Consider the following 22,799-nt stretch of genomic DNA (forward strand, 5'->3'; position numbering starts at 1 on the left):
CATGACGCAGCAGGTGCAAGGGGTCGTGGCCCCCGGCAAGAACCAACCCGTCCGTGTGGAGACGATCCTGGTCCCGGACCCGGGCCCCGGCGAGGCCGTGGTGAAGATCCAGGCGTGCGGGGTCTGCCACACCGACCTCCACTACAAGCAGGGCGGGATCAACGACGACTTCCCGTTCCTGCTCGGCCACGAGGCCGCGGGCACCGTGGAGTCGGTGGGCGCGGGCGTCACCGATGTCGCCCCCGGCGACTTCGTGATCCTCAACTGGCGGGCCGTGTGCGGCCAGTGCCGTGCCTGTCTGCGCGGCAGGCCGCAGTACTGCTTCGACACGCACAACGCCAAGCAGAAGATGACCCTGACCGATGGCACGGAGCTGTCCCCGGCCCTGGGTATCGGCGCCTTCGCCGAGAAGACCCTGGTCGCCTCCGGCCAGTGCACCAAGGTCGACCCTTCGGTCTCCCCGGCCGTCGCCGGTCTGCTCGGCTGCGGAGTGATGGCGGGCATCGGCGCCGCGATCAACACCGGACAGGTCGGCCGCGGCGACTCCGTCGCGGTGATCGGCTGCGGCGGCGTCGGTGACGCCGCCGTCGTCGGGGCCCGGCTCGCCGGGGCCGCGAAGATCATCGCCGTCGACATCGACGACAAGAAGCTCGCGACCGCCCGCCGGATGGGCGCCACCCACACGGTCAACTCGCGTACCTCGGACCCCGTCGAGGCCATCCGCGAGCTCACCGGCGGCTTCGGCGCCGACGTGGTGATCGAGGCGGTCGGCCGCCCCGAGACGTACCAGCAGGCTTTCTACGCCCGTGATCTCGCGGGAACGGTTGTCCTGGTCGGCGTCCCGACCCCCGACATGAAGCTGGAACTCCCGCTCCTTGACGTCTTCGGCCGCGGTGGCGCGCTCAAGTCCTCCTGGTACGGGGACTGCCTGCCGTCCCGCGACTTCCCGATGCTCGTCGACCTGCACCAGCAGGGCCGGATCGACCTCGCCGCCTTCGTCACCGAGACCATCGGCCTCGACGAGATCGAGAAAGCCTTCGAGCGGATGCACGACGGCGATGTGCTGCGCTCGGTGGTGGAGTTCTGATGGCGGCCCGTATCGACCACCTCGTCACCTCCGGCACGTTCTCGCTCGACGGCGGCACCTGGGACGTCGACAACAACGTCTGGATCGTGGGCGACGACAGCGAGGCGATCGTCATCGACGCCGCCCATGACGCCGCCGCGATCGAGGCCGCCCTGGGCGGCCGCACGCTGCGCGCCATCGTCTGCACCCACGCGCACAACGACCACATCGACGCGGCGCCCGCCCTGGCCGCGGCCACCGAGGCGCCCGTCCTGCTGCACCCGGACGATCTGCCGCTGTGGCGGATGACCCACCCGGACCGCCTTCCCGACGGCGAGCTCAAGGACGGTCAGACGCTCCAGGTCGGTGGGACCACGCTGACGGTGCTGCACACCCCGGGCCACGCGCCGGGCGCCGTCTGTCTGCACGCCCCCGGCCTGGACACGGTCTTCACCGGGGACACCCTGTTCCAGGGCGGGCCCGGTGCGACCGGGCGGTCGTTCTCGGACCACCCGACGATCGTCGCGTCCATCCGGGACCGGCTCCTGACACTGGACCCGCAGACCGTGGTGCGTACCGGACACGGTGACTCCACCACCATCGGCGCGGAGGCCCCGGGACTGCCGGAGTGGCTCGCCCAGGACAGCTGACACCACGGCGAGTGCTCCGGAGGGAAGCCGGTCGGGCGCCCTTCCGGAGCACCGCGGGGTCATGACTTACGGGCCACGCCCACCCAGCCGGGGATCGGTTCGTCGCCGGCGACCGGCACCCGCTCACCCAGCTCCGGGTGCCACTCGGCGGCCAGCGAGACCCCGGGCTCGAAGAACTCGAAGCCGTCGAAGAACCGCGCCGTCTCCGTACGCGAACGGGGCCGCAGCGTCAGCCCGCGTGCCCGGTACATCTCGACCGCCTTCGCCGACCCCTCCGGGTCGAAATCTCCCGTGACATGCGAGAGAACGAGGCAACTGCCCGGCGCCAGCGGCTCCATCAGCCGGTTCACCAGCTCGTACGCGTCCTCGTCGGCGACGAAGTGCAGCAGGGCCACCAGCGAGAGCGCGACCGGCCGGCCGAAGTCCAGCAGCTTGCCGGCCGCCTCCAGGATGGTGGCGGGCTCCCGCGCGTCCGCCTGGATGTAGTCGGTCGCGCCCTCCGGCGTCGAGCGCAGCAGGGCCGCCGCGTGCGCCAGCACGATCGGGTCGTTGTCGCAGTAGACGACACGGGAGTCCGGCGCCGCTTGCTGGGCGATCTGGTGCAGATTGGGTTCGGTCGGTATGCCCGTGCCGACGTCCAGGAACTGCCGGATGCCGTGCTCCGCGAGACAGCGGGTCGCGCGGTGCATGAAGGCGCGGTTGACCCGCGCCATCTCCTTGCCCCGCGAGTCCAGGGCGAGCAGTTGCTCGGCCATCTCCTGGTCGACCGGATAGTTGTCCTTGCCGCCCAGGAACCAGTCGTACATCCGGGCCGGATGCGGCTTGCTGGTGTCGATCTGGACGGGTGCGGGGTCTAATCCGGTCATGGGACGCTCCAGTTGGTGGAAGGTCGGCTCGGACAACGATATCGACAACGGCCGTGGCGCTGGTCAGGTGAGGAGGAAGTCGGCCTGGCCGGACTTGGCTCCCTGGATGAAGGCGGCGATCTCGCCGGTGGAGTAGATGAGTGCGGGGCCGTCAGGGTCTGCGGACTGGCGTACGGCGACCCTGCCGTCGGCCAGCTTCATGGCCTCGATGCAGTTGCCGCCGTTGCCGCCGCTCCACGGCTTGTGCCAGCCATCGGCGCCGAGGTCCGCGGCAGGCATGCCGTTGTATATGCGATCCATTACAGCTCCTTGCGGAAATCCTTGAGGATCTCCTTCGTGCGTTGTGCAGTTGCGGCCTGAGCCGCCATGCGGTCCATGACCTCGAGGTGGGCAGCCACCTCGGGACGCGCGTCCAGATAGACGGCGCCTGTCAGGTACTCGCTGTAGACCATGTCGGGGAGTTCGGGCATCGCGAAACGGAACAGGACGAAAGGACCGTAGGTCCCCGGGTGGTGGCCGCTGGAGAACTCGGCGATCTGCAGCGTGACATGCGGGAGTTCGGCCGCGCGCAGCAGCCGGTCGATCTGGCCGCGCATGACATCGCGGCCGCCCGCGTGCCGCCGCAGGACGGTCTCGTCCATCACGACCCAGAGCGTCGGCGCGTCGGGCCGTGTCAGCAGGGACTGCCGCTCCATCCGCAGCGCGACATGCCGCTCGATGTCCTCGGGGCTCGTCTCACCGACAGCACCGCTCAGCATGATCGCGCGCGCATACTCCTCGGTCTGCAGCACGCCGGGCACGAAGTGCGGCTCGTACTGCCTGATGAGGGAGGCGGCGCCCTCCAGACTGACGTACATACTGAACCAGTCGGGCAGGATCCCGTGGAACCGCTGCCACCAGCCGGGCTGGTTGGCCTCCTCGGCGAGTTCGACGAAGGCGTCGTTCTCGGCCTCGGGGATCCCGTATGCCTTCAGCAGTAACTGCACATAGGGGATCTTCAGCGCCACCTCGGCGGTCTCCATCCGGCGGATGGTGGCCTGGGCGACCCTGAGTACCTTGGCAGCCTGTTCGCGACTCAGACCGGCTCGCTCGCGCAATTCCTGCAAGCGCTTTCCGAGCACAACCTGGCCAACGGTCGGGGCGGACCGCGGCTCACTCAACTGAGACCTCCACTTGGGCAGTTGTCCAGCAGTGTGCCATGTCCGCCCCATCGGTGAAACGCCACTCTGAACTTTACAAAGTGCCTCTTGCCAAGGTGTCCGTTACGGAGGACAGTAGACGGGTGAACCAGTTCACGCGACTGGCGCATACCCATGGGGGATGGTGCGGCAGTCGCTGTACCCAACCGTGAGGATTTCGGCTGTGGCTCCAGGCACCGCGCTCATCCCCCAGCTCATCGACCAGTGCCCCGGCAGCGACGTACGGCGGTACGCGTTCGAATTACCGGCACGCACCGATTCCGTGGCCCGCGCCCGCCGCCTGACCCGGAACCGGCTCGCCTGCTGGGACTTCCCCGAGGAAGCCAGCGACACCGCGCTGCTCATCGTCTCCGAACTGGTCACCAACGCGGTCGTCCACACGGCGGGTGACCACATCGCCTGCGAACTGCGCGACGACAGGGGCCAGCTGCGCATCGCGATACAGGACCAGGGGCACGCCGCCGCGGGCCCGCAGCTCTGCCGCTCCCCGCAGGGGGAGCACGGCCGCGGACTGCTGCTCGTCGACGCCGTCAGCCGCGCCTGGGGCGTGCGGGACGCGACACACGGGCCAGGACGGCTGGTCTGGGCGGAGCTGGAGTGTCACGCGGGGCGGCCGTGCTGAGGAATGCGCTGGCGCGCGTCCCTACTCTCTCGACACCGCTCGGCTGCGACGCGGTGGGGGTGCCGGAACACCACGGATTCCGGCTGCTGGCCAGACTGCCCAAGCCCGGCTGTGTCTTCGCGGACGACGACTGGTGGTGGTGGATCGTCCCTTCGGGCTCCGACCACGAACTCGCCTGGCCGGACCGGGTGCGGTACGCGCCCGGCGCCTATGTGCCGGCGGCCCGCCCCCGGCTGCTCCACTGGCCGCAGGACTCGCTGCCCTACACCCCGCCGATCCCGCTCTACCTGATGGTGTGCCAGCTCATGGGCGAAGTGCCGGAGTGGGCCTGAGCAGAGCCGGTTGGGGCCTGAGCGCAACGAATGCCGACGGCCGGGCCGAATGCCGGCCGTCGGGCCGGCGGCCAGGCGCTACGGCCGGAGCGTGACCGGCCGGCCGGGCCGCAGCCGCACCGTACGGCGCCACTTCCCGGCCCGCACCTCGGTCGTCGTACTCACCGTGGAACGCAGCACCGCGCCGGTCACCTTCCCGGCCCGCCACTCCAGATCGACGGTGATCCCGCCGCGCGCGCCGACGCCCGTGATCCGGCCCGCCGCGGCCCAGGCGCCCGGCAGCGCGGGCAGCAGCTCGATGACGCCCGGCCTGGAGTAGACCAGCATCTCGATCATCGCCGTCGGCGTGCCGAAGTTCGCGTCGATCTGCAGTGTGGCGCGCGACCCCAGGTCGTACATGTCGAAGAGGTTCTGCGACGTGCCGTTGCTGGCGCCCGTGGACGGCGCCATGACCGTACGGACCAACTGGTACGCCTTGTCGGCGTCCTTGAGCCGGGCCCAGCTCGCCGCGCGCCAGGCGCAGCCCCAGCCGAAGCTCGACATACCGCGCGCGGTGAGCAGATTGCGGGCGCCGGTGACCAGTTCGGCCGGGCTGTCCTCGGGGGTGATCCGGTCGCCGGGGAAGAGGCCGATCAGCGGTGACAGATGCCGGTGCGTGGTCTCGCCCAGATTCTCCGGAGTCATCCACTCCTCCAGCCAGCCGGTCTCCGGGCTGACCCGGGGGAGGTAGAGACGGGCCTGGAGCCCGGCGACGGTCTTCGCGTAACCGGCGTCCCTGTTCAGCAGGGCGGCCGCCGTCCGGTACGAGACGAAGAGGTCCCGGACGAGTTCCTGGGCGTAGGTGATGCCCTTCGCGTCCGTCGGCCCCTGCTCGGGCGACCAGTCGCTGTCGTCGATCAGGACCTGCCGGGACGCGCCGGTGGCGGGGTCGGTGACGGTCGTGGTGACCAGCCGCGCCTCCCAGAACTCGCAGGCGCCCTTGAGCAGCGGGTAGATCTTCTTCAGCTCGGTGCGGTCCTGGGTGTACTCGTAGTGCTGCCAGAGCGAGTTGCAGAGCCAGGCGTTGCCGGCCGGGTGCCACCACCAGCCAAGCCCGCCGTGGATGTTGGCCGAGATGGCGGTCGTCCAGCCCGCGACCTTCCCGCTGGAGTTGCGGAAGCCGTTGCGCGGGTCGTTGAACGTCCTGGCGGTGGTACGTGTCCAGGACGGCACCTGGGCGAGGCAGTAGTCGAGGAACGCCCCGAAGCAGTCGGAGAGCCCGGCCCGGTCGGCCAGCCAGTAGTTCATCTGGACGTTGATGTCCGTGTGGTAGTCGCCCATCCAGTCGGGATCCGTACGGTCGATCCACAGGCCCTGGAGGTTGAGCGGCACACTGTCGCGCGAGCCGCTGATCATCAGATAGCGGCCGAACTGGAGGTAAGCCGCCTCCAGTTCCGGGTCCGGCGGTGCGCCGGCGGCGCCCAGCGCGGTGAGCCTGGACCAGGTGTCGAGCGAGCGCTGCGCTTCGGTCGACGTGCCCAGGTCGACCGTCATCCGGTTGTACAGCGGCTGGTAGTCGGCGAGATGGGTGCTGAGCAGCGCGGGCCCGCCCGCCCTCGCCGCGGCGCGCAGCCGGCCGGCCGCGATGGCGTGCGGATCGGCGCCGGGGTTCCGGTAGCCGGTCGCGGGGTCCTGCGCGTAGTTCGTGCCGCCGGCGATGACGATCAGCACATCGGAGCATCCGGTGAAGGTGATGCCGGCGCCGTCGACGGCCACGGTGCCGGTACCGCTGGTGACACCGGCGGCAGCCGCGTACGTCAGCCCGTTGGGGAAGGAGCCGGTGAACGAGGCCGTACGGGTGGCCCTGTCGGCCGTGGCCTTCTCACCGTGCCATCCGGCGAGGGAGAGCGAACCGGTGCAGGTGCCGCCGCCGCTCTGGGTGAGGCGGACGACGACGACCTCGTCGGGGTGGCTCGCGTACACCTCACGCCGGTAGGTGACCCCGCCCAGCCGGTAGGTGACCGTACTGAGCCCGTTGCTGAGGTCGAGGGTGCGGCGGTAGCCGGTGACGGCGGACAGCTCATGGCCCGGCAGGTCGATGGATACCTTGGCCAGAAGCGTGAAACTGCCGAAGTCGTCCGCTCCGTAAGGGAACTGACCGTCGCTCTGGAGCGTGTCGTTGAGGCCGCCGGTCCACAGGGTGGCATCGGTGAGGTAGAGCACGTCGTGCGCGGGGCCCCCGGCCAGCAGGGCGCCCATGCGCCCGTTCCCGACCGGCAGCCCCTGCTGGATGATGAGGCTCTCGCTCGCGGGCTTCGGGTAGTGCAGCTCGGTGGCCGCCGAAGCGGGGACGAGCCGCGCCCCGTTTCCTCCGGTGCGCGGCCCGGCAGCGGCGGCGGTGAAGGGACGCAGCCCCCCGAGCGCGAGGCCCGCGGCGAGGGTGCCGCCCGCTGCCCCCAGAACGCTTCGACGCGACGGTGCGGGGTGTTCCGGGGCATGGGTCATCTACCGGTCCCTTCGACGTGGTGTGCCAGAACGACACCTCAGGAAGCGACGGAAACGTACGATGTCTGCTGGAGACTGTCAACGTTCTGGGCGGTTTTCACGCTTGGTTGAGGCCCGGTGGTGCGGCGACATCCGATGTATCTCGAACCTTCGGACCCCTGGCTCGGCTTCTGGCCCAGCTTCCGGCCGGGCTGCCGGGCAGGGCCTGCTCCAAGGTCTCGGCCGCTTTGGTCATCGGCCCTCCTGCGTCACCGGTGTTCAGCGTTCCCGCGGGTTCGAACAGCAGGATGGCGGTTTCCTCCTCGGCCAGCGGACAGTGCTCGACCCCACGGGGAACGACGAACAACTCGCCGGGCCCCAGCGCCACATCGCGCTCCCTGAGCTGGATGGTGAGCCGCCCGCTGATGACCAGGAACAGCTCATCGGTGTTCTCGTGGCTGTGCCGGACGAATTCCCCTTTCAGCTTGGCCAGCTTGACCTCGTAATCGTTGAGCTCTGCCACCTTCTTCTGCGACCACAGCTCGCTGAACTGCGCGAGCCTGTCGGCGAGGTTGACGGGAACAGGCACTGCGGGCATGCGGCATTCCTCCCTCAGGACCGGCGATTTCCGGAGGCTTCTGCCTCCCGCTCTCCGGCCGATGTCACGAGCCTGCCGCCCGGGTTCACCGCCGGTCTTGTACGCGCTGCCGCGGCGATCGGCCGACGGTGCGGTGGGCAAGCCGGTCCTCGATGGCCTCCGGCCCGCCGAGGTCGCCACGACCGTCGGATTCCACGACCAAGCCCACCTGAACCGGCACTTCACCCGCCATGTGGGCATCGCCCCGGGACGCTACACACGGAGCACCGGCAAGGGGCGAGACGGCGGCTGATCACGCCACCATCCCAGAAACGCAGAAAACCCCACGCGAAGTGGGGGTCTCAGCTGGTGTCCGAGGGGGGACTTGAACCCCCACGCCCGATAAAGGGCACTAGCACCTCAAGCTAGCGCGTCTGCCATTCCGCCACCCGGACAAGGTGTCTGTCTCGCGGCCCTGGGCCGTTCCGACGTGGAAAACCATAGCAAACATTGGGAGGTGCTCGATCACGCGCCGGTGTCTGTGAACCGTGTATGACGGCCGGTCCCCGCGCTTGGGTCCCAGGGGTGGTGCGGGCGAGTATGGGGCAGGGGACCACCAGCAGCGACAGCGGGAGGAAACAGCGTGAGTGAGTCCAGCAGGACAGGCACCGAACGGGCCGTCTCCGGTCAGGACGAGGTCGTGGACCTCTGTCGTGACCTGATCCGGATCGACACCAGCAACTACGGCGACCACTCGGGGCCGGGTGAGCGCGCCGCCGCCGAGTACGTGGCGGAGAAACTGGCCGAGGTCGGTCTCGAACCGCAGATCTTCGAGTCCCACCCGGGGCGCGCCTCCACGGTGGCCCGGATCGAGGGCGAGGACCGGTCGAGGCCCGCGCTCCTCATCCACGGCCACACGGACGTCGTCCCGGCCAACGCCGACGACTGGACGCACCACCCCTTCGCCGGGGAGATCGTGGACGACTGCGTGTGGGGCCGCGGCGCGGTCGACATGAAGGACATGGACGCGATGACCCTCGCGGTCGTACGGGACAGGCTGCGCAGCGGCCGCAAGCCCCCGCGTGACATCGTCCTCGCCTTCCTCGCCGACGAGGAGGCGGGCGGCACCTACGGCGCACGCCACCTCGTGGACAACCACCCGGACCTCTTCGAGGGCGTCACGGAGGCGATCGGCGAGGTCGGCGGCTTCTCGTTCACCGTCAACGAGAATCTGCGGCTGTATCTCGTGGAGACGGCGCAGAAGGGCATGCACTGGATGCGCCTCACCGTGGACGGCACCGCGGGCCACGGCTCCATGACCAACACCGACAACGCCATCACCGAGCTCTGCGAGGCGGTGGGACGCCTCGGACGGCACCAGTGGCCGGTGCGGGTCACCAAGACCGTGCGCTCCTTCCTCGACGAGCTGTCCGACGCGCTGGGCACGCCGCTGGACCCCGAGGACATGGAGGCGACCCTCGCCAAGCTCGGCGGTATCGCGAAGATGGTGGGCGCGACCCTGCGTAACTCGGCCGCGCCCACCATGCTCGGCGCCGGCTACAAGGTGAACGTCATCCCCGGACAGGCGACGGCCCACGTCGACGGCCGCTTCCTGCCCGGCTACGAGGAGGAGTTTCTGACCGACCTCGACAAGCTCCTCGGCCCCCGGGTCAAGCGCGAGGACGTGCACGGCGACAAGGCGCTGGAGACCGGCTTCGACGGAGACCTGGTGGACGCCATGCAGGTGGCTCTGAAGGCCGAGGACCCGATCGCGCGGGCGGTGCCGTACATGCTCTCGGGCGGTACGGACGCCAAGTCCTTCGACGACCTCGGGATCCGCTGCTTCGGGTTCGCGCCGCTGAAGCTGCCGCCCGAGCTGGACTTCGCCGGGATGTTCCACGGGGTCGACGAGCGGGTGCCGGTCGACGGTCTGAAGTTCGGTGTCCGCGTGCTCGACCGCTTCCTGGACCAGTGCTGACAGGGCAAGCGACAGGACAAGTGCTGAAAAGACTTTCCAACTAATCGGCTGTACGTGCGTATGCGACCGGAAAGAGTGAATAGCGCGATTGGTTCGTAGCCCCGCCGGGTTCTCCTCGTTACAGGTGGTGCGGTCCGCAGTCTGGACCGTATTTGCCGACTAGGAGGAACTAATGATCAAGAAGGTCGTCGCTGCTGCGGCAGTCACCGGTGGTCTCGTGCTCGCGGGTGCGGGCATGGCCGTCGCCGACTCGGGCGCGCAGGGTGCCGCCGTGCACTCTCCCGGCGTGATCTCGGGCAACGTTGTTCAGGTGCCCGTTCACGTCCCGGTGAACGTGTGCGGCAACACGGTCTCCGTGATCGGGCTGCTCAACCCCGCCTTCGGCAACACCTGCGTCAACCAGTGACGTTGTACCTCCGACCCGCAAGGGTCTGAGCCTTGCCGGCCCCGGAGCGCGCGCCATGCGCTCCGGGGCCGGAGAGGCATTCGGCCCATGGGCAATGATGTCCGCGGGCTTTTCCGGAAGGTAGAAGGCAGGAAACGAACCTATGCGACAGGTCACGAAGAAAGGCCTGATCACCGTAGCGGCCGCGGGCGGCGTGCTCGCTCTGAGCGGTGGCTACGCGTACGCGGACTCATCAGCCGACGGGACCGCGGCCAATTCGCCCGGAGTGCTCTCCGGCAATTCGGTCCAGGCGCCGGTCCACGTGCCGGTGAATGTCTGCGGCAACACCGTGGATGTGGTGGGACTGCTGAACCCCGCGTTCGGCAACAAGTGCGGCAACGCCTCATCGGCCAAGCCCGGATCCGGTACGTCCCGCACCGGACAGCAGGGCCAGACCGGTGGCCGCCACCGCGCTCCCGGCAACGACGGCGGCGGAAGCCACGCCGGCACCGGCAGCCACAGCGGCGGGGGAGCGACGGCGGAGGGCGACACGACCGGCTCGCCCGGCGTGCTCTCGGGCAACAGCGTCAAGCTGCCGCTCGACGTGCCCGTGAACGCCTGCGGCAACAGCGTCGATGTCGTCGGCCTGCTCAACCCGGTCTTCGGCAACAACTGCGCCAACGACGAGAGCACCCCGCCGCCGGCTCACGTCCCGCACCACCCGGTCCAGCCCGGCCACCCGGAGAAGCCCGGAACGCCGCGCGCCCACACGCCGCCGAAGCCCGCGGCGCCGCACGCCCCGGTCACGCAGACCGTCTCGGCACCCGCGGGGACCGAGCAGCTCGCGCACACCGGCTCCTCCGCGCCGCTCGGGCTGATCATTCCGGCGAGCGCCGGCATGGTGCTCGGGGGGATCATCCTGTACAGGCGGTCCAGGGCAGCCGCGTAAGGGGCCGCTGAGCCCTGCGCGTACGCATGAGAGGGAGCGGGTCCCGCGGTCGCGGGGCCCGCTCCCTCTGCGCTGGACGGGTTCGCACCCTCACCAGGTGGCGCGCACCTGGCGGATGATGCGCCGGCGCAGCCGCACTCGGCGGCTGCCGTCCCGGTGCAGAGCCAGTCGGTCCAACTCCCAGTGTCCGTACTCGGCGTGGTCGGTGAGCAGGCGTGTGGTGTCCGTGCGGGAGACCCCGCGCGGGACGTACACGTCGACAAATTCGTATTCCGGCATCGCATCTATTGTGCGGGCAGAGGCCCGGTACGGATAGCGTCTGCCCTATGTCTGATGCTGCGCAGCCCACGGCTGCCGAGGTACGCGCCGCCGCCGAGGCGGTCAAAGCCGCGCTGGACCGTCACCTCGACGCGGTCGAAGCCCGTACGGGAGAGGACGACCCGGCCGTCTACAGCGCCTTCAACGCGCTCGCGGCGGCCGCCGAGGCGTACGACGAGAGGCTCTACGACCGGTACGACGAGGTCACCCCCTTCGAGATTCCCGCTGCGGACGACTCCCTGCCGCCGTACGCGGGCCCCGACGACCCGCACGCGCTCACGGTGCTCATCCGCCGTGACTACGCGGTGGCCCAGCCGCAGCGGCTGCTCGCACAGGCACAGCGCATCGTGGATCTCGACCCGGAGACGGAGGGCGGGCCGGGTGCGGGGGCGGTCGTGGGCAACAGCGTGCACGCCGCGCTGGGGGTGCTGTTCGGTGAGTACGAACCGGACGAGGTCGCCTCGCGGCACAAGGAGTTCGGCCTGGAGGAGGGCGACTCCACGCTCTGGGTCTCGGCCGCGGACGACCTGCCCGAGCCGGGGGAGTGGCTGAGCACGCCGTTCGACCAGGCGGACCCGCAGCAGATCGTGTGCCGGTTCGACGTCAGTTCCGTCTTCGACGACGAACTGCTCGATGACGGTGACGACGACGATGAGGGTGACGGCGTGGACGATGAGGACGACGTCACCGACGGAGCCGCAGCGGACGGGGACTCTGAGGACGAGAGGGTCTGATCCGTCCGGGCGGTGACGTCCGGTGTCCGGCACAGGTGGCGGCCGGGGCTTCGGCCCCGGCCGTCACCCGTACGGAGGGAGCTACGGCGTGTCGTCCCGGACCGCCGCCGGGCGCAGCAGCGTACGCAGCCGGGTGGTGCGCTGCGGGCCGGGGACTGCGGCCACCGCGTGCGGCAGCGCCTGGTCGACTCCGTGCACCACCGAGAGGTGCCGCTCGCCCCGGCCGAACGCGGTGTAGATCCACGGCCTGTTCAGCCCGCCGGCGGCGTCGCCCGGCAGCACCACGACCACCGCGGGCCACCGCAGCGCGGCCGCCTGGTGCGCGGTGAGTGCCCAGCCGTGCCGCACCGATGCCTCGACCCGGTCCTTCGGTACGACGACGGGCGTGCCGGCGCAGTCCAGATGCAGCCCGTCGGCGTCCGCCGAGACCACGGTGCCCGGCACCGTCCTGCCGGGCTCCGGAGCGTAGGCGGCCCTGTCCCCCGGATCGAAGCCGCCGAAGCGGCCCGGGCCGGGGTTGAGACGCTCCTTGAGCGCGGCGTTGAGCGCGCGGGTACCGGCGAGGCCACCGTGCCCTGGGGTGATGACCTGGATGTCGGGCACCGGCACGCCGATGGCGCGGGGTACGGAGTCGGCGACGAGCTGCACGGTGCGGTGCACCGCCTCACCCGCGTCCCGCACGGGGACGATCACGACTTCCTTGCCGGGCGCCGCGACCTGGTTCAGCTCGCCGATCCCGATCCCCGAGACCAGCTCGCCGATGGGGCCGGGATCGGGGGTGCGGGAAGCCAACTGCGGGCAGGCACGGGCCGCCAGGACATCGGCGAACACCTGGCCCGCGCCGGCCGAACCGAGCACCCCCGGGTCCCCGCTGAGGACCAGTCGGCTGCCGTCGGCCAGCGACTCGGCCAGCACGGCCCCGCTCTCGACGTCCAGCTGCGGGGCGTCCACGACGGCCAGCAGATCGAGCGCCAGAGCGCCCTCGCCGTCCCGGCCCGGACCCTCCGTACCGGTGAGGAGCCCGGAGACGGTGACGGCCGCCGCGGGGTCGCCCAGGGAGGCGGCCAGCCGCCGCATCCCGTCAGGGGTGTGGGCGGCCGCGTACGCCCGCAGCCCCAGCGCGCGCGCCGCCGTGACCACCGCTGCGGGCTCGGCGCGGGCTGCTTCGCCGCCGGTGTGGGCGACCAGGCCGTGGCGTGCGACCGTCCGGATCAGCTCGGCGGCTGAGGGGGAGGGCGCTTCGGCCGCGGCCCGCTCCCAGTCGGTCTGTTCGCCGCCGGGCGGGACCGCGCCCGCGTTCACCAGCCGGGCGAGGCCGTCCGCCAGGCTTTCCTCGGCCAGTGCGTACCGGTCGAGGCCGAGCAGCACCCGCACCGGCTGCGGCGGTGCACCGTCCTCGTCCCCACCGTCCTCGTCCCCGGAGTCCTCGTCCCCGGAGTCCTCCTGGCCCGCTTCCTGCGCGGCGGCGGGTGCGCCGGGGGGCGCGTCCAGCGCGTCCTGGAAGACCAGCACGGCGCCGTCCGCCACGGCGCTCTGCAGCGCCTCGTCGGGGTCAGGCACCGACCGCTCGGCGAGGGCCGCGCGGACCGCGTCCGACTCCAGCGCGGTGTGCCCCTGCAGCGCGGCCCGTTCGAGCAGCCAGCCGACCAGTGCGGCGGCCCGCCGCTCGTCGCCGGGGCCGCACTCCGCGCCGAGCAGCGCACGGGCGAAACCGTCCGCCTGTTCGGGCCGCACCCCCGGAACGGACAGCAACTGCCAGGGGTCGGCGCGCAGGGCTTCGCCCGCCTGGTCGCCGAGCGTCTCGGAGGCCCGTACCGCCAGTGCTTCGGGGGCGCCTCCCGCGGCCAGGACCGCCCGGACCGACGACACGGTCTCCGGCGCGGCGCCGGTGGGCGCCGCCGGGCGCACGGCCGGGCGCGGCTCCGGGGGCGCGGTGGGGGCGGGGCGGCGCGGCTCGGGTGCCGGCGGTGGGAAGGGCGTGGACGGCTGCTCGCCGCCCTCCACTGCCCTGACTGCGGCGAGCAGATCGGCGGCCCGGCCGCTCAGCTTGGCGCCGGCCTGGATGGGCCCGTCCTTCTCGGCCTTGCGCTGCTCGATTCTGGCCCGCAGCTCACGCTGGGCCGCCAACTCGGCCTCGGCCTCCGACAGGGCGGGCACCTCGGCGGCTGCTTCCCCGGGCGCTGCTGCTTCCGCCGCTGTCGCTTCCCCGGCCGCTGATGCCCCGGGCGCCGACTTTCCGGCCGCAGGGTCTTCGGCTGCTGGTTCCTCGGCCGTCGCCTCCCCGGGTGTCCCTTCCCCTGCCGCCGAGCCTTCAGCCGCAGCCTCCTCGGCCACTGCCTCCCCGGGCGCCGCTTCCCCGGCCGCTGACTCTTCGGCCGCCGTTTCCCCGGTCTCCCCTGCCGCAGCCTCTCCGGGCGCCGGAGCTGCCTCCTCCGCCGTCCCCGCGTTCCCGGGCTCCGCTACCGGCCCGGCCTCCGCGTCCGGTTCCGCGTCCGCCCCCGTCTCCGGTTCCGTCTCCGGTTCCGTGTCCGGCGCGGCTTCGGCGCCGGGAGTGGCCTCGGCCTCGGTGCTGGCCTCGGTGTCGAGGCGATCCGTACTCACAGCTCGGTCCAGTCCTGGTCGGGATAACGGTGAACGGGCTCCGACACGTCGTCGAGTGCCCGGCAGATCTCGTCAGGAAGACTAAGCGTCTCCACTGACAATGCCGCCGCGAGCTGCTGCGCGTTGCGTGCGCCGATGATCGGGGCGACCACTCCCGGCCGGTCGCGGACCCAGGCGAGCGCGACCTCCAGCGGCGAGGTGGCGAGGCCGTCGGCCGCCGTGGCGACCGCGTCGACGATCCTGCTCGCGGCGTCGTCCAGATACGGCGCGACGAAGGGCGCCAGCTGCTCCGATGCCCCGCGCGAGTCCGCCGGAGTCGCATGGCGGTACTTGCCGGTGAGGACCCCGCGGCCGAGCGGCGACGAGGGCAGCAGTCCGACACCCAGGTCCACCGCGGCGGGCAGCACCTCGCGCTCCACCCCGCGCTGGAGCAGCGAGTACTCCATCTGCGTACTGGCGAGCCGGGACCTGACCCCCGGCGCCGCGAGCTGCCAGGTGGCGGCCTTGGCCAGCTGCCAGCCGGAGAAGTTGGACAGCCCCGCATAGCGCGCCCGCCCGCTGGCGACCGCGATGTCCAGCGCCTGGAGCGTCTCGTCCAGCGGCGTCTCCGGGTCGAAGGCGTGCACCTGCCACAGATCCACGTAATCGGTCCCCAGCCGCTCCAGCGAGGCGTCGAGCGCCGCCAGCAGATGCCCCCGCGAGCCGTCGAACCTGCGGTAGGGGTCGGGCACGCTGCCCGCCTTGGTGGCGATCACGAGATCTCTGCGGGGTATCAGCCGTTCGCAGAGCCGGCCGAGCAGATACTCGGCGTCCCCGTCGCCGTACACATCGGCCGTGTCGACGAGGGTGCCGCCGGCCTCCCAGAACGCCTTCAACAGGTCGGCGGCGTCATGCTCGTCGGTACTCCGCCCCCAGGTGAGGGTGCCGAGCCCGATCCGGGATACGCGCAGGCCCGTGCGGCCGAGATGCCTCTGCTCCATGGGCGCTGAGAGTACTGGCCGCGGGGCGGCCCGGTGGAGGGCTGTGGACAACCGCCCCCTGACGGATGCCGCCGACGCGCGCTAGAGTCCCCGCGACAGGGACGTTACTCATTGGTAAGGGAGCGGTCATGCGGCTCGGAATCAACCTCGGCTACTGGGGCGCCGGGATGGACGGCGACAATCTCGCCGTGGCTCAGGAGGCCGACCGGCTCGGCTACGACGTCTGCTGGGCGGCCGAGGCGTACGGCTCGGACGGGCCGACCGTGCTCTCCTGGGTCGCCGCCAAGACGGAGCGGATCGACGTGGGCTCCGCGATCTTCCAGATCCCGGCCAGGGCGCCCGCGATGACGGCGATGACCGCGGCCACCCTGGACTCGCTCTCCGGCGGCCGCTTCCGGCTCGGACTCGGCGTCTCGGGGCCGCAGGTCTCCGAGGGCTGGTACGGCGTCAAGTTCGACAAGCCGCTCTCGCGCACCCGGGAGTACGTGGAGATCGTCCGCAAGGCGATGTCGCGCGAGCGCCTGTCGTACGAGGGCGAGCACTGGACGCTGCCGCTGCCCGGAGGCCCCGGCAAGCCCATCAAGCTCACCGTCCACCCGCAGCGCGAGCACATCCCCCTCTACATCGCGGCGATCGGCCCCAAGAACCTGGAGCAGACCGGTGAGATCGCCGACGGCGCCCTGCTGATCTTCCCCTCGGCCGAGCACCTGGAGTCCACCGCGATCAGCCCGCTGCGGGCCGGCCGGGAGAAGGCCGGGCTGACGATGGAGGGCTTCGACGTCTGCCCGACCCTGCCGCTCGCGGTGGGCGACGACGTAGAGGCGCTGGCCGACACGTTCCGCCCGTACACCGCCCTGTACGTGGGCGGTATGGGCAGCCGTAAGCAGAACTTCTACAACAAGCTCGCGCAGCGCATGGGGTACGAGAAGGAGGCCGCCGATATCCAGGAGAAGTATCTGGGCGGCGACAAGAACGGCGCAGCCGCCGCCGTACCGCACGAGCTGATCGACCGGACGACGCTGCTCGGGTCCGTCGAGCGGATCGCCGACCGGATGCAGGCTTATGCCGCGGCCGGGGTGACCACGCTGACGCTGGCCCCCGCCGGGTTCACGCTCGACGAGCGGGTGGCGGGGCTGCGCGCCGGTACGGAGGCGCTGGAGCGGGCCGGACTCGCGTAAGCGGAACAAGCGGGCCGCACTCGCGTAAGCGGAACAGCGGCGGGGCCGCTGCGGAACGGCTGGGGGCGCCGGAGGAAGTCCGCGGCCGTGGTGGGGGCTCGGGGGGTCTTCCCCGCCACGGCCGTCGCGCTGAACAACGCCTCAGGGGCCGCTGGGTTACGCCTCCGGGCGACAGGCGCGCGCACCACCTTTCGGCCGAACGGCCGGGGGCTCGCATTGCCGGGCCGCCGATATCGCATTTGACTCGGACCGTCAGGTATCGGCATGGAGGTGGCGTGGTGCTTTCGGCGCGGAGCATTTTCCAGGAGATCGTCGACAGCGATGACGCCTTCAGGCTCTTCTGCTCCATCGCGGCCGGCGGCGAGGCCCAGGGCGGCTGGGAGAACGGCCGGATCGCCGAGCTCGCCCCGGAGAGCATGAGCGCGCTCGCGCCGAAGATCGCCCGGCACGGTGCCGACGAGGACAAACACGGCCGGATCTTCCACGCCCTGCTCAAGAAGCGCGGCCTCGACCCGGTCGAGGTGCCCGCCGAGGCCGACTACACGATGCTGCTCGAACGCCGCGGCGTCGGCCTGAGCCACCGGACGCTGCACGGCAGCGAGCGGCTCACCGAGCGGGACATCATCGTCTACCTCGCACACAGCAGGGTCACCGAACAGCGCGCTTCGGAGCAGATGAACACGCTGGTGCGGTATCTGGGCGACCAGCCGGACATCGGCCGGGCCGTCCGCATGATCTGCCGGGACGAGGACAACCACCTCGCCTACTGCCACGAGGAACTGCTGCGCCTGGCCGCACAGGGCCACGCCCGCACCATCCACGCCGTGCTGCGGGAGAGCGCGCTGGAGGAGATCCGGGTCTACCGGGAGGTGGGGCTGGCCGTGATGGAGCGGATGGGCGCACTCCTCGGCTGGCCGGGCGCCAAGTCGGCCGTGCTGGCAGCGGGCGTCCGGGGGCTGTACGGGTTCGAGCGTGCGGGCGGCTGGCGCCGGTCGGTCAGTCTCGCCATGCCCGAGCGGCGCGACGCGCTCGGCGGACCGCCCGCACCGCACGCGGCGGAGTTCGCCTGAGCCGGACCCCGGACCCCGGACCCCGGGCCCCGGCCCGCGTTGTCCTGCCCGTTGCCCTTGAGCCGGCCGCGCCGCTGAGCCGGCCGCGCCGCCTGAGCCGCCTCAGAGCCAGCCGCGCCGCTTGAACTGCCGGTGCAGGGCGAAGACGACCGCGACCATCAGCGCGATCACCGCCGGATAGGCCCAGGTCCACTTCAGCTCCGGCATGTGCTCGAAGTTCATGCCGTAGATACCGGCGACCATGGTCGGCACCGCCGCCATCGCCGCCCACGCGGAGATCTTCCGCATGTCGTCGTTCTGCCGTACGCCCATCTGTGCCAGATGCGCGGAGAGGATGTCGGACAGCAGCCGGTCCAGCCCCTCCACCTGCTCGTTGGCGCGGGTCAGATGGTCGCCCACATCCCGGAAGAACGGCTGCGAGTGCTCGTGCACGAACGGCACCCCCGCCCCCGCGAGCCGGGCCATGGGGGCCGCCAGCGGCCCGGAGGCACGGCGGAATTCGAGCACCTGCCGCTTGAAGGTGTAGATCCGCGACGCGACGTTCTTCGAGTCGCCGCCATTGGGCGCGAAGACCTCCGCCTCCAGCTCCTCCAGGTCGGTCTGGAGCTCGGCCGCCACATCGATGTAGTGGTCGACGACCGTGTCGCTCACCGCGTACATGATGGCCGTGGGGCCGTGCTTGAGCACATCGTGCTCCTGCTCGAGACGCTTGCGTACGGCGGCGAGCGGGGCGCCCGCACCGTGCCGCACCGTCACCACGAACGAGTCGCCGAGGAAGACCATCAGCTCGTCGGTGGTCACGGCGTCGCTCTCCGCGTCGTACATCACCGGCTTCAGCACCAGGAAGAGAGTCTCGTCGTAGACCTCCAGCTTGGGCCGCTGATGGGCCCGCAGGGCATCCTCCACGGCCAGCTGGTGCAGCTTGAACTCGCTTCTGACCAGGTCGAATTCCTGCTGCGTCGGCTCATGCAGCCCGACCCAGAGAAAGGCGTTCCCGTCCGCGCGTGCCTCGGCGAGGGCGTCGGAGAGATCCGCAGGCCCCTCGATACGGCGTCCGTCCCGGTAGATGGCGCAATCGACAATCACGGCGCGCATTCTTCCCTGACCGCGCCGCCCGTGCACGCGCGGGGGCCGTATCCCGGCCGGTCCCCGCCGTACCGGCCACCACAAGCCCGTCCGTACGCTCTAGGCTGGCCGCCATGGCCACGCTGATTCTTGTACGGCACGGACGCTCCACCGCCAACACCTCCGGGGTGCTCGCGGGCCGCATGCCCGGAGTCTCCCTCGACGAGCGGGGTGTCTCCCAGGCGGCCGCGCTGCCGGACCGGCTGGCCGGGCTGCCGCTCACCGCCGTCGTCACCAGCCCGCTGCAGCGTTGCCGCGAGACCGTCGCGCCGCTGCTGGCCGCACGGCCGGAGCTGACCTTGCACACCGATGACCGCATCAGCGAGTGCGACTACGGCGACTGGTCGGGGCGCAAACTCGCCGAACTCGGCGACGAGCCGCTGATGAAGACCGTGCAGCAGCACCCCTCGTCCGCCGCGTTCCCCGGCGGTGAGTCGATGCGCGCGATGCAGGCGCGCGCCGTCGACGCCGTACGGGACTGGAACGCCAGGACCGACGCCGAACACGGCGAGGACGCGGTGTACGCGATGTGTTCGCACGGCGACATCATCAAGTCGGTGATCGCCGACGCCCTCGGTATGCATCTCGACCTCTTCCAGCGGATCCACGTCGACCCCTGCTCCCTCACGGCGATCCGCTACACCGCGGTGCGGCCCTTCGTCCTGCGCCTCGGCGACACCGGTGAGTTCGGCTCGCTGGCGCCGCGCGAGAGCGGTTCGGGATCGGACGCGGCTGTCGGTGGTGGCGCGGGCGCGCCGTGATCGATCCGCGCAGTAGGGTGGGCGGGCCGTAAACCGGATCACCCCCGCAGCCGAACCCCCATGGAGATCAGGACGTGTCCCGTCAGGTGTACTTCTACGACCCACCGGACCGCTTCGTTGCCGGTACGGTCGGGCTGCCTGGGCGCCGTACGTTCTTTCTGCAGGCGTCGTCCGGGTCCCGCACCACCAGCGTGGCGCTGGAGAAGACCCAGGTGGCCGCGCTCGCCGAGCGCATCGACGAGCTGCTCGACGAAGTAGTGCGCAGGACCGGGGGGAACTCCCCGGTGCCGGCGGTCGCCCCTTCCGAGGCCGGTGACACCGCCCCGCTGGACGCACCGGTCGAGGAGGAGTTCCGCGTCGGCACCATGGCGCTGGCCTGGGACGGCGACGAACAGCGCATGATCATCGAGGCGCAGGCACTCGTCGAGCTCGACGCCGACACCGATGAAGACCTCGCGGAGGCCGAGGAGCGGCTCCTCCAGGACGACGAGAACGGCCCGCCGATGCTCCGCGTCCGGCTGACCGGCGCGCAGGCCAGGGCCTTCGCCAAGCGCGCGCTCGACGTAGTGAACGCGGGGCGGCCGCCGTGCCCCCTGTGCAGCCTGCCGCTCGACCCGGAGGGACACGTATGCCCGCGCCAGAACGGATACCGCAGGGAGGCGTGACGGCCACCCGGCTCCTCCTGGAGGGGGAACTGACGGTACGCGGCCAGGTGCGCGAGGCATCGAACGCGGTGCTGTACTGCACGGTCGCGTACGAGGGCCGGGAAGCGGCCTGTGTGTACAAGCCGGTCGCCGGTGAACGGCCGCTGTGGGACTTCCCCGACGGGACGCTCGCCCAGCGCGAGGTGGCGGCGTACGAGGTCTCCGAGGCGACCGGGTGGGGGTTCGTCCCGCCGACGGTGCTGCGCGACGGGCCGTACGGCGACGGCATGTGCCAGCTGTGGATCGAGTCCGAGTCGGAGCCGTCGCTGCTGGCACTCGTCGAGGACGACGAGCCCGCCGAGGGCTGGAAGGCCATCGGCTTCGCCGACGTGGGCGAGGGGCGGACGGCGCTGCTGGTGCACGCCGACGACGAGCGGCTGCGGCGGCTCTCGGTGCTGGACGCGGTGATCAACAACGGCGACCGTAAGGGCGGCCATCTGCTGCCGACCGGCGAGGGCCGGCTCTACGGCATCGACCACGGGGTCACCTTCAACGCCGACGACAAACTGCGGACCCTGCTGTGGGGGTGGGCGGGCGAACCGCTGACTCCGGAGACGGCCCGGGTACTGGACAAGCTCGCGGGGGAGCTGGCGCCCGGCACAGGGCTCGCGGAGCGCCTGGCGGGGCTTATCACCGGGGCGGAGCTGGAAGCGCTGCGGGGGCGCGTGGAGGCGCTCAGGGAGGCCGGACGGCACCCCGTCCCGAGCGGTGACTGGCCGGCGACCCCCTGGCCGCCCGTCTAGAGCCATTCCCTTTCGTTGGGATCAGGCCGGATCGCAGCCGCGCCTTAGCACGTACCCACCGCACTCGCGCAAGAGTGCCGATTCGGCCAACGTCAGTACTCCGGTTCGTTCTCGGAACTGACGTCCGGTTACGCTCGTGTCATGTATGCCTGGCCCGCTTCTGAGGTTCCCGCCCTGCCCGGCAAGGGCGCCGACCTCCAGATCCACTCCACCGCGACCGGCGGACGAGTCACCCTCGACCCCGGCCCCGTCGCCCGCATCTACGTCTGCGGCATCACTCCGTACGACGCGACCCACATCGGTCATGCGGCGACCTACAACGCGTTCGACCTCGTTCAGCGCGTGTGGCTCGACACCAAGCGGCAGGTCCACTACGTGCAGAACGTGACCGACGTGGACGATCCGCTGCTGGAGCGGGCCGTGCGCGACGGTGAGGACTGGACCGAGCTCGCGGAGCGCGAGACGGCACTCTTCCGCGAGGACATGACCGCGCTGCGCATGCTCCCGCCGAAGCACTACATCGGAGCGGTCGAGGCCATACCGGGCATCGTGCCGCTCGTCGAACGGCTGCGGGACATCGGCGCCGCCTACGAACTCGACGGCGACGTCTACTTCTCCGTCGAGAGCGACGCGCACTTCGGCGAGGTGTCGAACCTGGACGCGGAGGCGATGCGGCTGCTCTCGGCCGAGCGCGGCGGCGACCCCGAGCGGCCCGGCAAGAAGAACCCGCTCGACCCGATGCTCTGGCTGGGCGCCCGCGAGGGCGAGCCGAGCTGGGACGGCGGCTCCCTGGGCCGCGGCAGGCCCGGCTGGCACATCGAGTGTGTGGCCATCGCCCTCGACCACCTCGGGATGGGCTTCGACGTCCAGGGCGGCGGCTCCGACCTCGCCTTCCCGCACCACGAGATGGGCGCCTCGCACGCCCAGGTACTGACCGGCGAGCACCCGTTCGCCCGCGCCTATGTGCACGCGGGCATGGTCGCGCTCGACGGCGAGAAGATGTCCAAGTCCAAGGGCAATCTGGTCTTCGTGTCGAAGCTGCGCCACGACGGTGTGGACCCGGCCGCGATCCGCCTCGCCCTGCTGGCCCACCACTACCGCTCGGACTGGGAGTGGACGGACCAGGTCCTGGCGGACGCCGTGGAGCGGCTCGGCCGCTGGCGCGCCGCCGTCTCCCGGCCCGACGGGCCGTCGGCCGACGCCCTGGTCGATGAGATCAGGCAGGCACTCGCCGACGACCTCGACGCACCGGCCGCGCTGCGCGCCGTCGACCGCTGGGCCGCTCTTCAGCAGTCCGGCGGCGGTACGGACGAGGGGGCGCCCGGTCTGGTGTCGCGCACCGTGGACGCCCTGCTCGGGGTCGCCCTGTAGCCCCGTGGGCCCGTAGCGCGAGGACGCGTACCGCTACGACATCGCCCCCGGACTCCAGCAGTGGAGTCCGGGGGCGATATCCGTTCCGCCGGGATGCTCTCGATGTCCCGGACGGGTCACCGTTTTC

General features: G+C 71.1%; 23 protein-coding genes and 1 tRNA gene. 14 read left to right on the plus strand and 10 right to left on the minus strand.

The genetic code is table 11. From position 1 onward, the window contains the following. Position 1 precedes the first annotated feature (1 nt). Both OG510_RS30825 and OG510_RS30830 read left to right on the plus strand, forming a co-directional pair. Positions 2 to 1,087 carry an S-(hydroxymethyl)mycothiol dehydrogenase gene (locus OG510_RS30825; RefSeq protein ID WP_406141109.1) on the plus strand — a complete coding sequence of 362 codons (1,086 nt, stop codon included), beginning with the start codon at positions 2 to 4 and terminating at the stop codon, positions 1,085 to 1,087. Next, entirely contained in the window at positions 1,087 to 1,716 is a 630-nt protein-coding gene (locus OG510_RS30830) for an MBL fold metallo-hydrolase (protein ID WP_406141111.1), read from the plus strand. The genes OG510_RS30825 and OG510_RS30830 overlap by 1 nt, the downstream gene beginning before the upstream one ends. A gap of 59 nt (positions 1,717 to 1,775) precedes the next feature. Here OG510_RS30830 and OG510_RS30835 read toward each other — a convergent pair whose 3' ends face one another. The 3 genes from OG510_RS30835 to OG510_RS30845 all read right to left on the minus strand — a co-directional run bounded on the left by OG510_RS30835 (position 1,776) and on the right by OG510_RS30845 (position 3,742). Continuing rightward, the gene (locus tag OG510_RS30835) at positions 1,776 to 2,582 is read right to left on the minus strand and encodes an SAM-dependent methyltransferase (protein ID WP_406141112.1); all 807 of its coding nucleotides are present in this window, start codon (positions 2,580 to 2,582) and stop codon (positions 1,776 to 1,778) included. Positions 2,583 to 2,645: 63 nt separating this feature from the next. Further along, positions 2,646 to 2,882, minus strand: coding sequence for a DUF397 domain-containing protein (locus tag OG510_RS30840; RefSeq protein ID WP_164265508.1), 237 nt, complete (start codon positions 2,880 to 2,882; stop codon positions 2,646 to 2,648). Then, positions 2,882 to 3,742: a helix-turn-helix transcriptional regulator gene (locus OG510_RS30845; RefSeq protein ID WP_164265509.1), complete on the minus strand. Its 861-nt coding sequence runs from the start codon at positions 3,740 to 3,742 to the stop codon at positions 2,882 to 2,884. The genes OG510_RS30840 and OG510_RS30845 overlap by 1 nt, the downstream gene beginning before the upstream one ends. Before the next feature lie 202 nt (positions 3,743 to 3,944). On the opposite strand from OG510_RS30845, the gene OG510_RS30850 reads away from it, so the two are divergent. Together OG510_RS30850 and OG510_RS30855 are read left to right on the plus strand one after the other, a co-directional pair. Beyond that, positions 3,945 to 4,403, plus strand: coding sequence for an ATP-binding protein (locus tag OG510_RS30850; protein WP_406141114.1), 459 nt, complete (start codon positions 3,945 to 3,947; stop codon positions 4,401 to 4,403). Then, complete coding sequence (locus tag OG510_RS30855) at positions 4,379 to 4,735, plus strand: hypothetical protein (protein WP_406141116.1); 357 nt, start codon at positions 4,379 to 4,381, stop codon at positions 4,733 to 4,735. The genes OG510_RS30850 and OG510_RS30855 overlap by 25 nt, the downstream gene beginning before the upstream one ends. A gap of 78 nt (positions 4,736 to 4,813) precedes the next feature. Here OG510_RS30855 and OG510_RS30860 read toward each other — a convergent pair whose 3' ends face one another. The 3 genes from OG510_RS30860 to OG510_RS30870 form a co-directional block, all read right to left on the minus strand. Then, positions 4,814 to 7,219 (minus strand): glycosyl hydrolase family 95 catalytic domain-containing protein, encoded by a 2,406-nt coding sequence (locus OG510_RS30860; RefSeq protein ID WP_406141117.1) that lies wholly within the window; start codon positions 7,217 to 7,219, stop codon positions 4,814 to 4,816. Positions 7,220 to 7,316: 97 nt separating this feature from the next. Continuing rightward, complete coding sequence (locus OG510_RS30865) at positions 7,317 to 7,796, minus strand: cupin domain-containing protein (RefSeq protein ID WP_406141119.1); 480 nt, start codon at positions 7,794 to 7,796, stop codon at positions 7,317 to 7,319. 346 nt (positions 7,797 to 8,142) lie between these two features. Further along, a tRNA-Leu gene (locus tag OG510_RS30870) sits at positions 8,143 to 8,230 on the minus strand. 188 nt (positions 8,231 to 8,418) lie between these two features. On the opposite strand from OG510_RS30870, the gene OG510_RS30875 reads away from it, so the two are divergent. The 3 genes from OG510_RS30875 to OG510_RS30885 all read left to right on the plus strand — a co-directional run bounded on the left by OG510_RS30875 (position 8,419) and on the right by OG510_RS30885 (position 11,087). Beyond that, positions 8,419 to 9,753: a M20/M25/M40 family metallo-hydrolase gene (locus tag OG510_RS30875; RefSeq protein ID WP_164265513.1), complete on the plus strand. Its 1,335-nt coding sequence runs from the start codon at positions 8,419 to 8,421 to the stop codon at positions 9,751 to 9,753. Positions 9,754 to 9,925: 172 nt separating this feature from the next. Beyond that, on the plus strand, positions 9,926 to 10,159 hold the full coding sequence (gene chpH / locus OG510_RS30880) for a chaplin ChpH (RefSeq protein ID WP_164265514.1): 234 nt from the start codon (positions 9,926 to 9,928) through the stop codon (positions 10,157 to 10,159). A gap of 142 nt (positions 10,160 to 10,301) precedes the next feature. Beyond that, a complete protein-coding gene (locus OG510_RS30885) occupies positions 10,302 to 11,087 on the plus strand; it encodes a chaplin (protein WP_406141120.1) in 786 nt (261 codons plus the stop codon). Positions 11,088 to 11,177: 90 nt separating this feature from the next. On the opposite strand, the gene OG510_RS30890 is transcribed toward OG510_RS30885, so the two are convergent. Next, a complete protein-coding gene (locus OG510_RS30890; RefSeq protein ID WP_406141121.1) occupies positions 11,178 to 11,366 on the minus strand; it encodes a DUF5703 family protein in 189 nt (62 codons plus the stop codon). 47 nt (positions 11,367 to 11,413) lie between these two features. On the opposite strand from OG510_RS30890, the gene OG510_RS30895 reads away from it, so the two are divergent. After that, positions 11,414 to 12,139: a hypothetical protein gene (locus tag OG510_RS30895; RefSeq protein ID WP_406141123.1), complete on the plus strand. Its 726-nt coding sequence runs from the start codon at positions 11,414 to 11,416 to the stop codon at positions 12,137 to 12,139. 81 nt (positions 12,140 to 12,220) lie between these two features. Here the strand turns inward: OG510_RS30895 and OG510_RS30900 are convergent, their stop codons facing one another. Continuing rightward, on the minus strand, positions 12,221 to 14,740 hold the full coding sequence (locus tag OG510_RS30900; RefSeq protein WP_406141124.1) for a helix-hairpin-helix domain-containing protein: 2,520 nt from the start codon (positions 14,738 to 14,740) through the stop codon (positions 12,221 to 12,223). After that, a complete protein-coding gene (locus OG510_RS30905) occupies positions 14,737 to 15,720 on the minus strand; it encodes an aldo/keto reductase (protein WP_406141126.1) in 984 nt (327 codons plus the stop codon). The genes OG510_RS30900 and OG510_RS30905 overlap by 4 nt, the downstream gene beginning before the upstream one ends. 128 nt (positions 15,721 to 15,848) lie before the next feature. Between OG510_RS30905 and OG510_RS30910 the strand changes: the two genes are divergently transcribed. Beyond that, complete coding sequence (locus tag OG510_RS30910) at positions 15,849 to 16,898, plus strand: LLM class F420-dependent oxidoreductase (RefSeq protein ID WP_406141127.1); 1,050 nt, start codon at positions 15,849 to 15,851, stop codon at positions 16,896 to 16,898. Between the two features lie 278 nt (positions 16,899 to 17,176). Beyond that, complete coding sequence (locus tag OG510_RS30915; RefSeq protein ID WP_406142641.1) at positions 17,177 to 17,968, plus strand: ferritin-like domain-containing protein; 792 nt, start codon at positions 17,177 to 17,179, stop codon at positions 17,966 to 17,968. A gap of 102 nt (positions 17,969 to 18,070) precedes the next feature. Here OG510_RS30915 and corA read toward each other — a convergent pair whose 3' ends face one another. Next, positions 18,071 to 19,063 (minus strand): magnesium/cobalt transporter CorA, encoded by a 993-nt coding sequence (gene corA / locus OG510_RS30920; RefSeq protein ID WP_406141129.1) that lies wholly within the window; start codon positions 19,061 to 19,063, stop codon positions 18,071 to 18,073. Between the two features lie 104 nt (positions 19,064 to 19,167). Between corA and OG510_RS30925 the strand changes: the two genes are divergently transcribed. The 4 genes from OG510_RS30925 (at position 19,168) to mshC (ending at position 22,672) form a co-directional block, all read left to right on the plus strand. Next, on the plus strand, positions 19,168 to 19,854 hold the full coding sequence (locus OG510_RS30925) for a histidine phosphatase family protein (RefSeq protein ID WP_406141131.1): 687 nt from the start codon (positions 19,168 to 19,170) through the stop codon (positions 19,852 to 19,854). 74 nt (positions 19,855 to 19,928) lie between these two features. Next, positions 19,929 to 20,519, plus strand: coding sequence for a DUF3090 domain-containing protein (locus OG510_RS30930; protein ID WP_164265732.1), 591 nt, complete (start codon positions 19,929 to 19,931; stop codon positions 20,517 to 20,519). Further along, the gene (locus OG510_RS30935) at positions 20,483 to 21,301 is read left to right on the plus strand and encodes an SCO1664 family protein (protein WP_406141132.1); all 819 of its coding nucleotides are present in this window, start codon (positions 20,483 to 20,485) and stop codon (positions 21,299 to 21,301) included. The genes OG510_RS30930 and OG510_RS30935 overlap by 37 nt, the downstream gene beginning before the upstream one ends. Before the next feature lie 141 nt (positions 21,302 to 21,442). Further along, the gene (mshC, locus tag OG510_RS30940) at positions 21,443 to 22,672 is read left to right on the plus strand and encodes a cysteine--1-D-myo-inosityl 2-amino-2-deoxy-alpha-D-glucopyranoside ligase (RefSeq protein WP_406141134.1); all 1,230 of its coding nucleotides are present in this window, start codon (positions 21,443 to 21,445) and stop codon (positions 22,670 to 22,672) included. The last annotated feature ends 127 nt before the right edge of the window (positions 22,673 to 22,799 follow it).

The organism is Streptomyces sp. NBC_01089 (assembly GCF_045162975.1).
GTDB lineage: Bacteria > Actinomycetota > Actinomycetes > Streptomycetales > Streptomycetaceae > Streptomyces.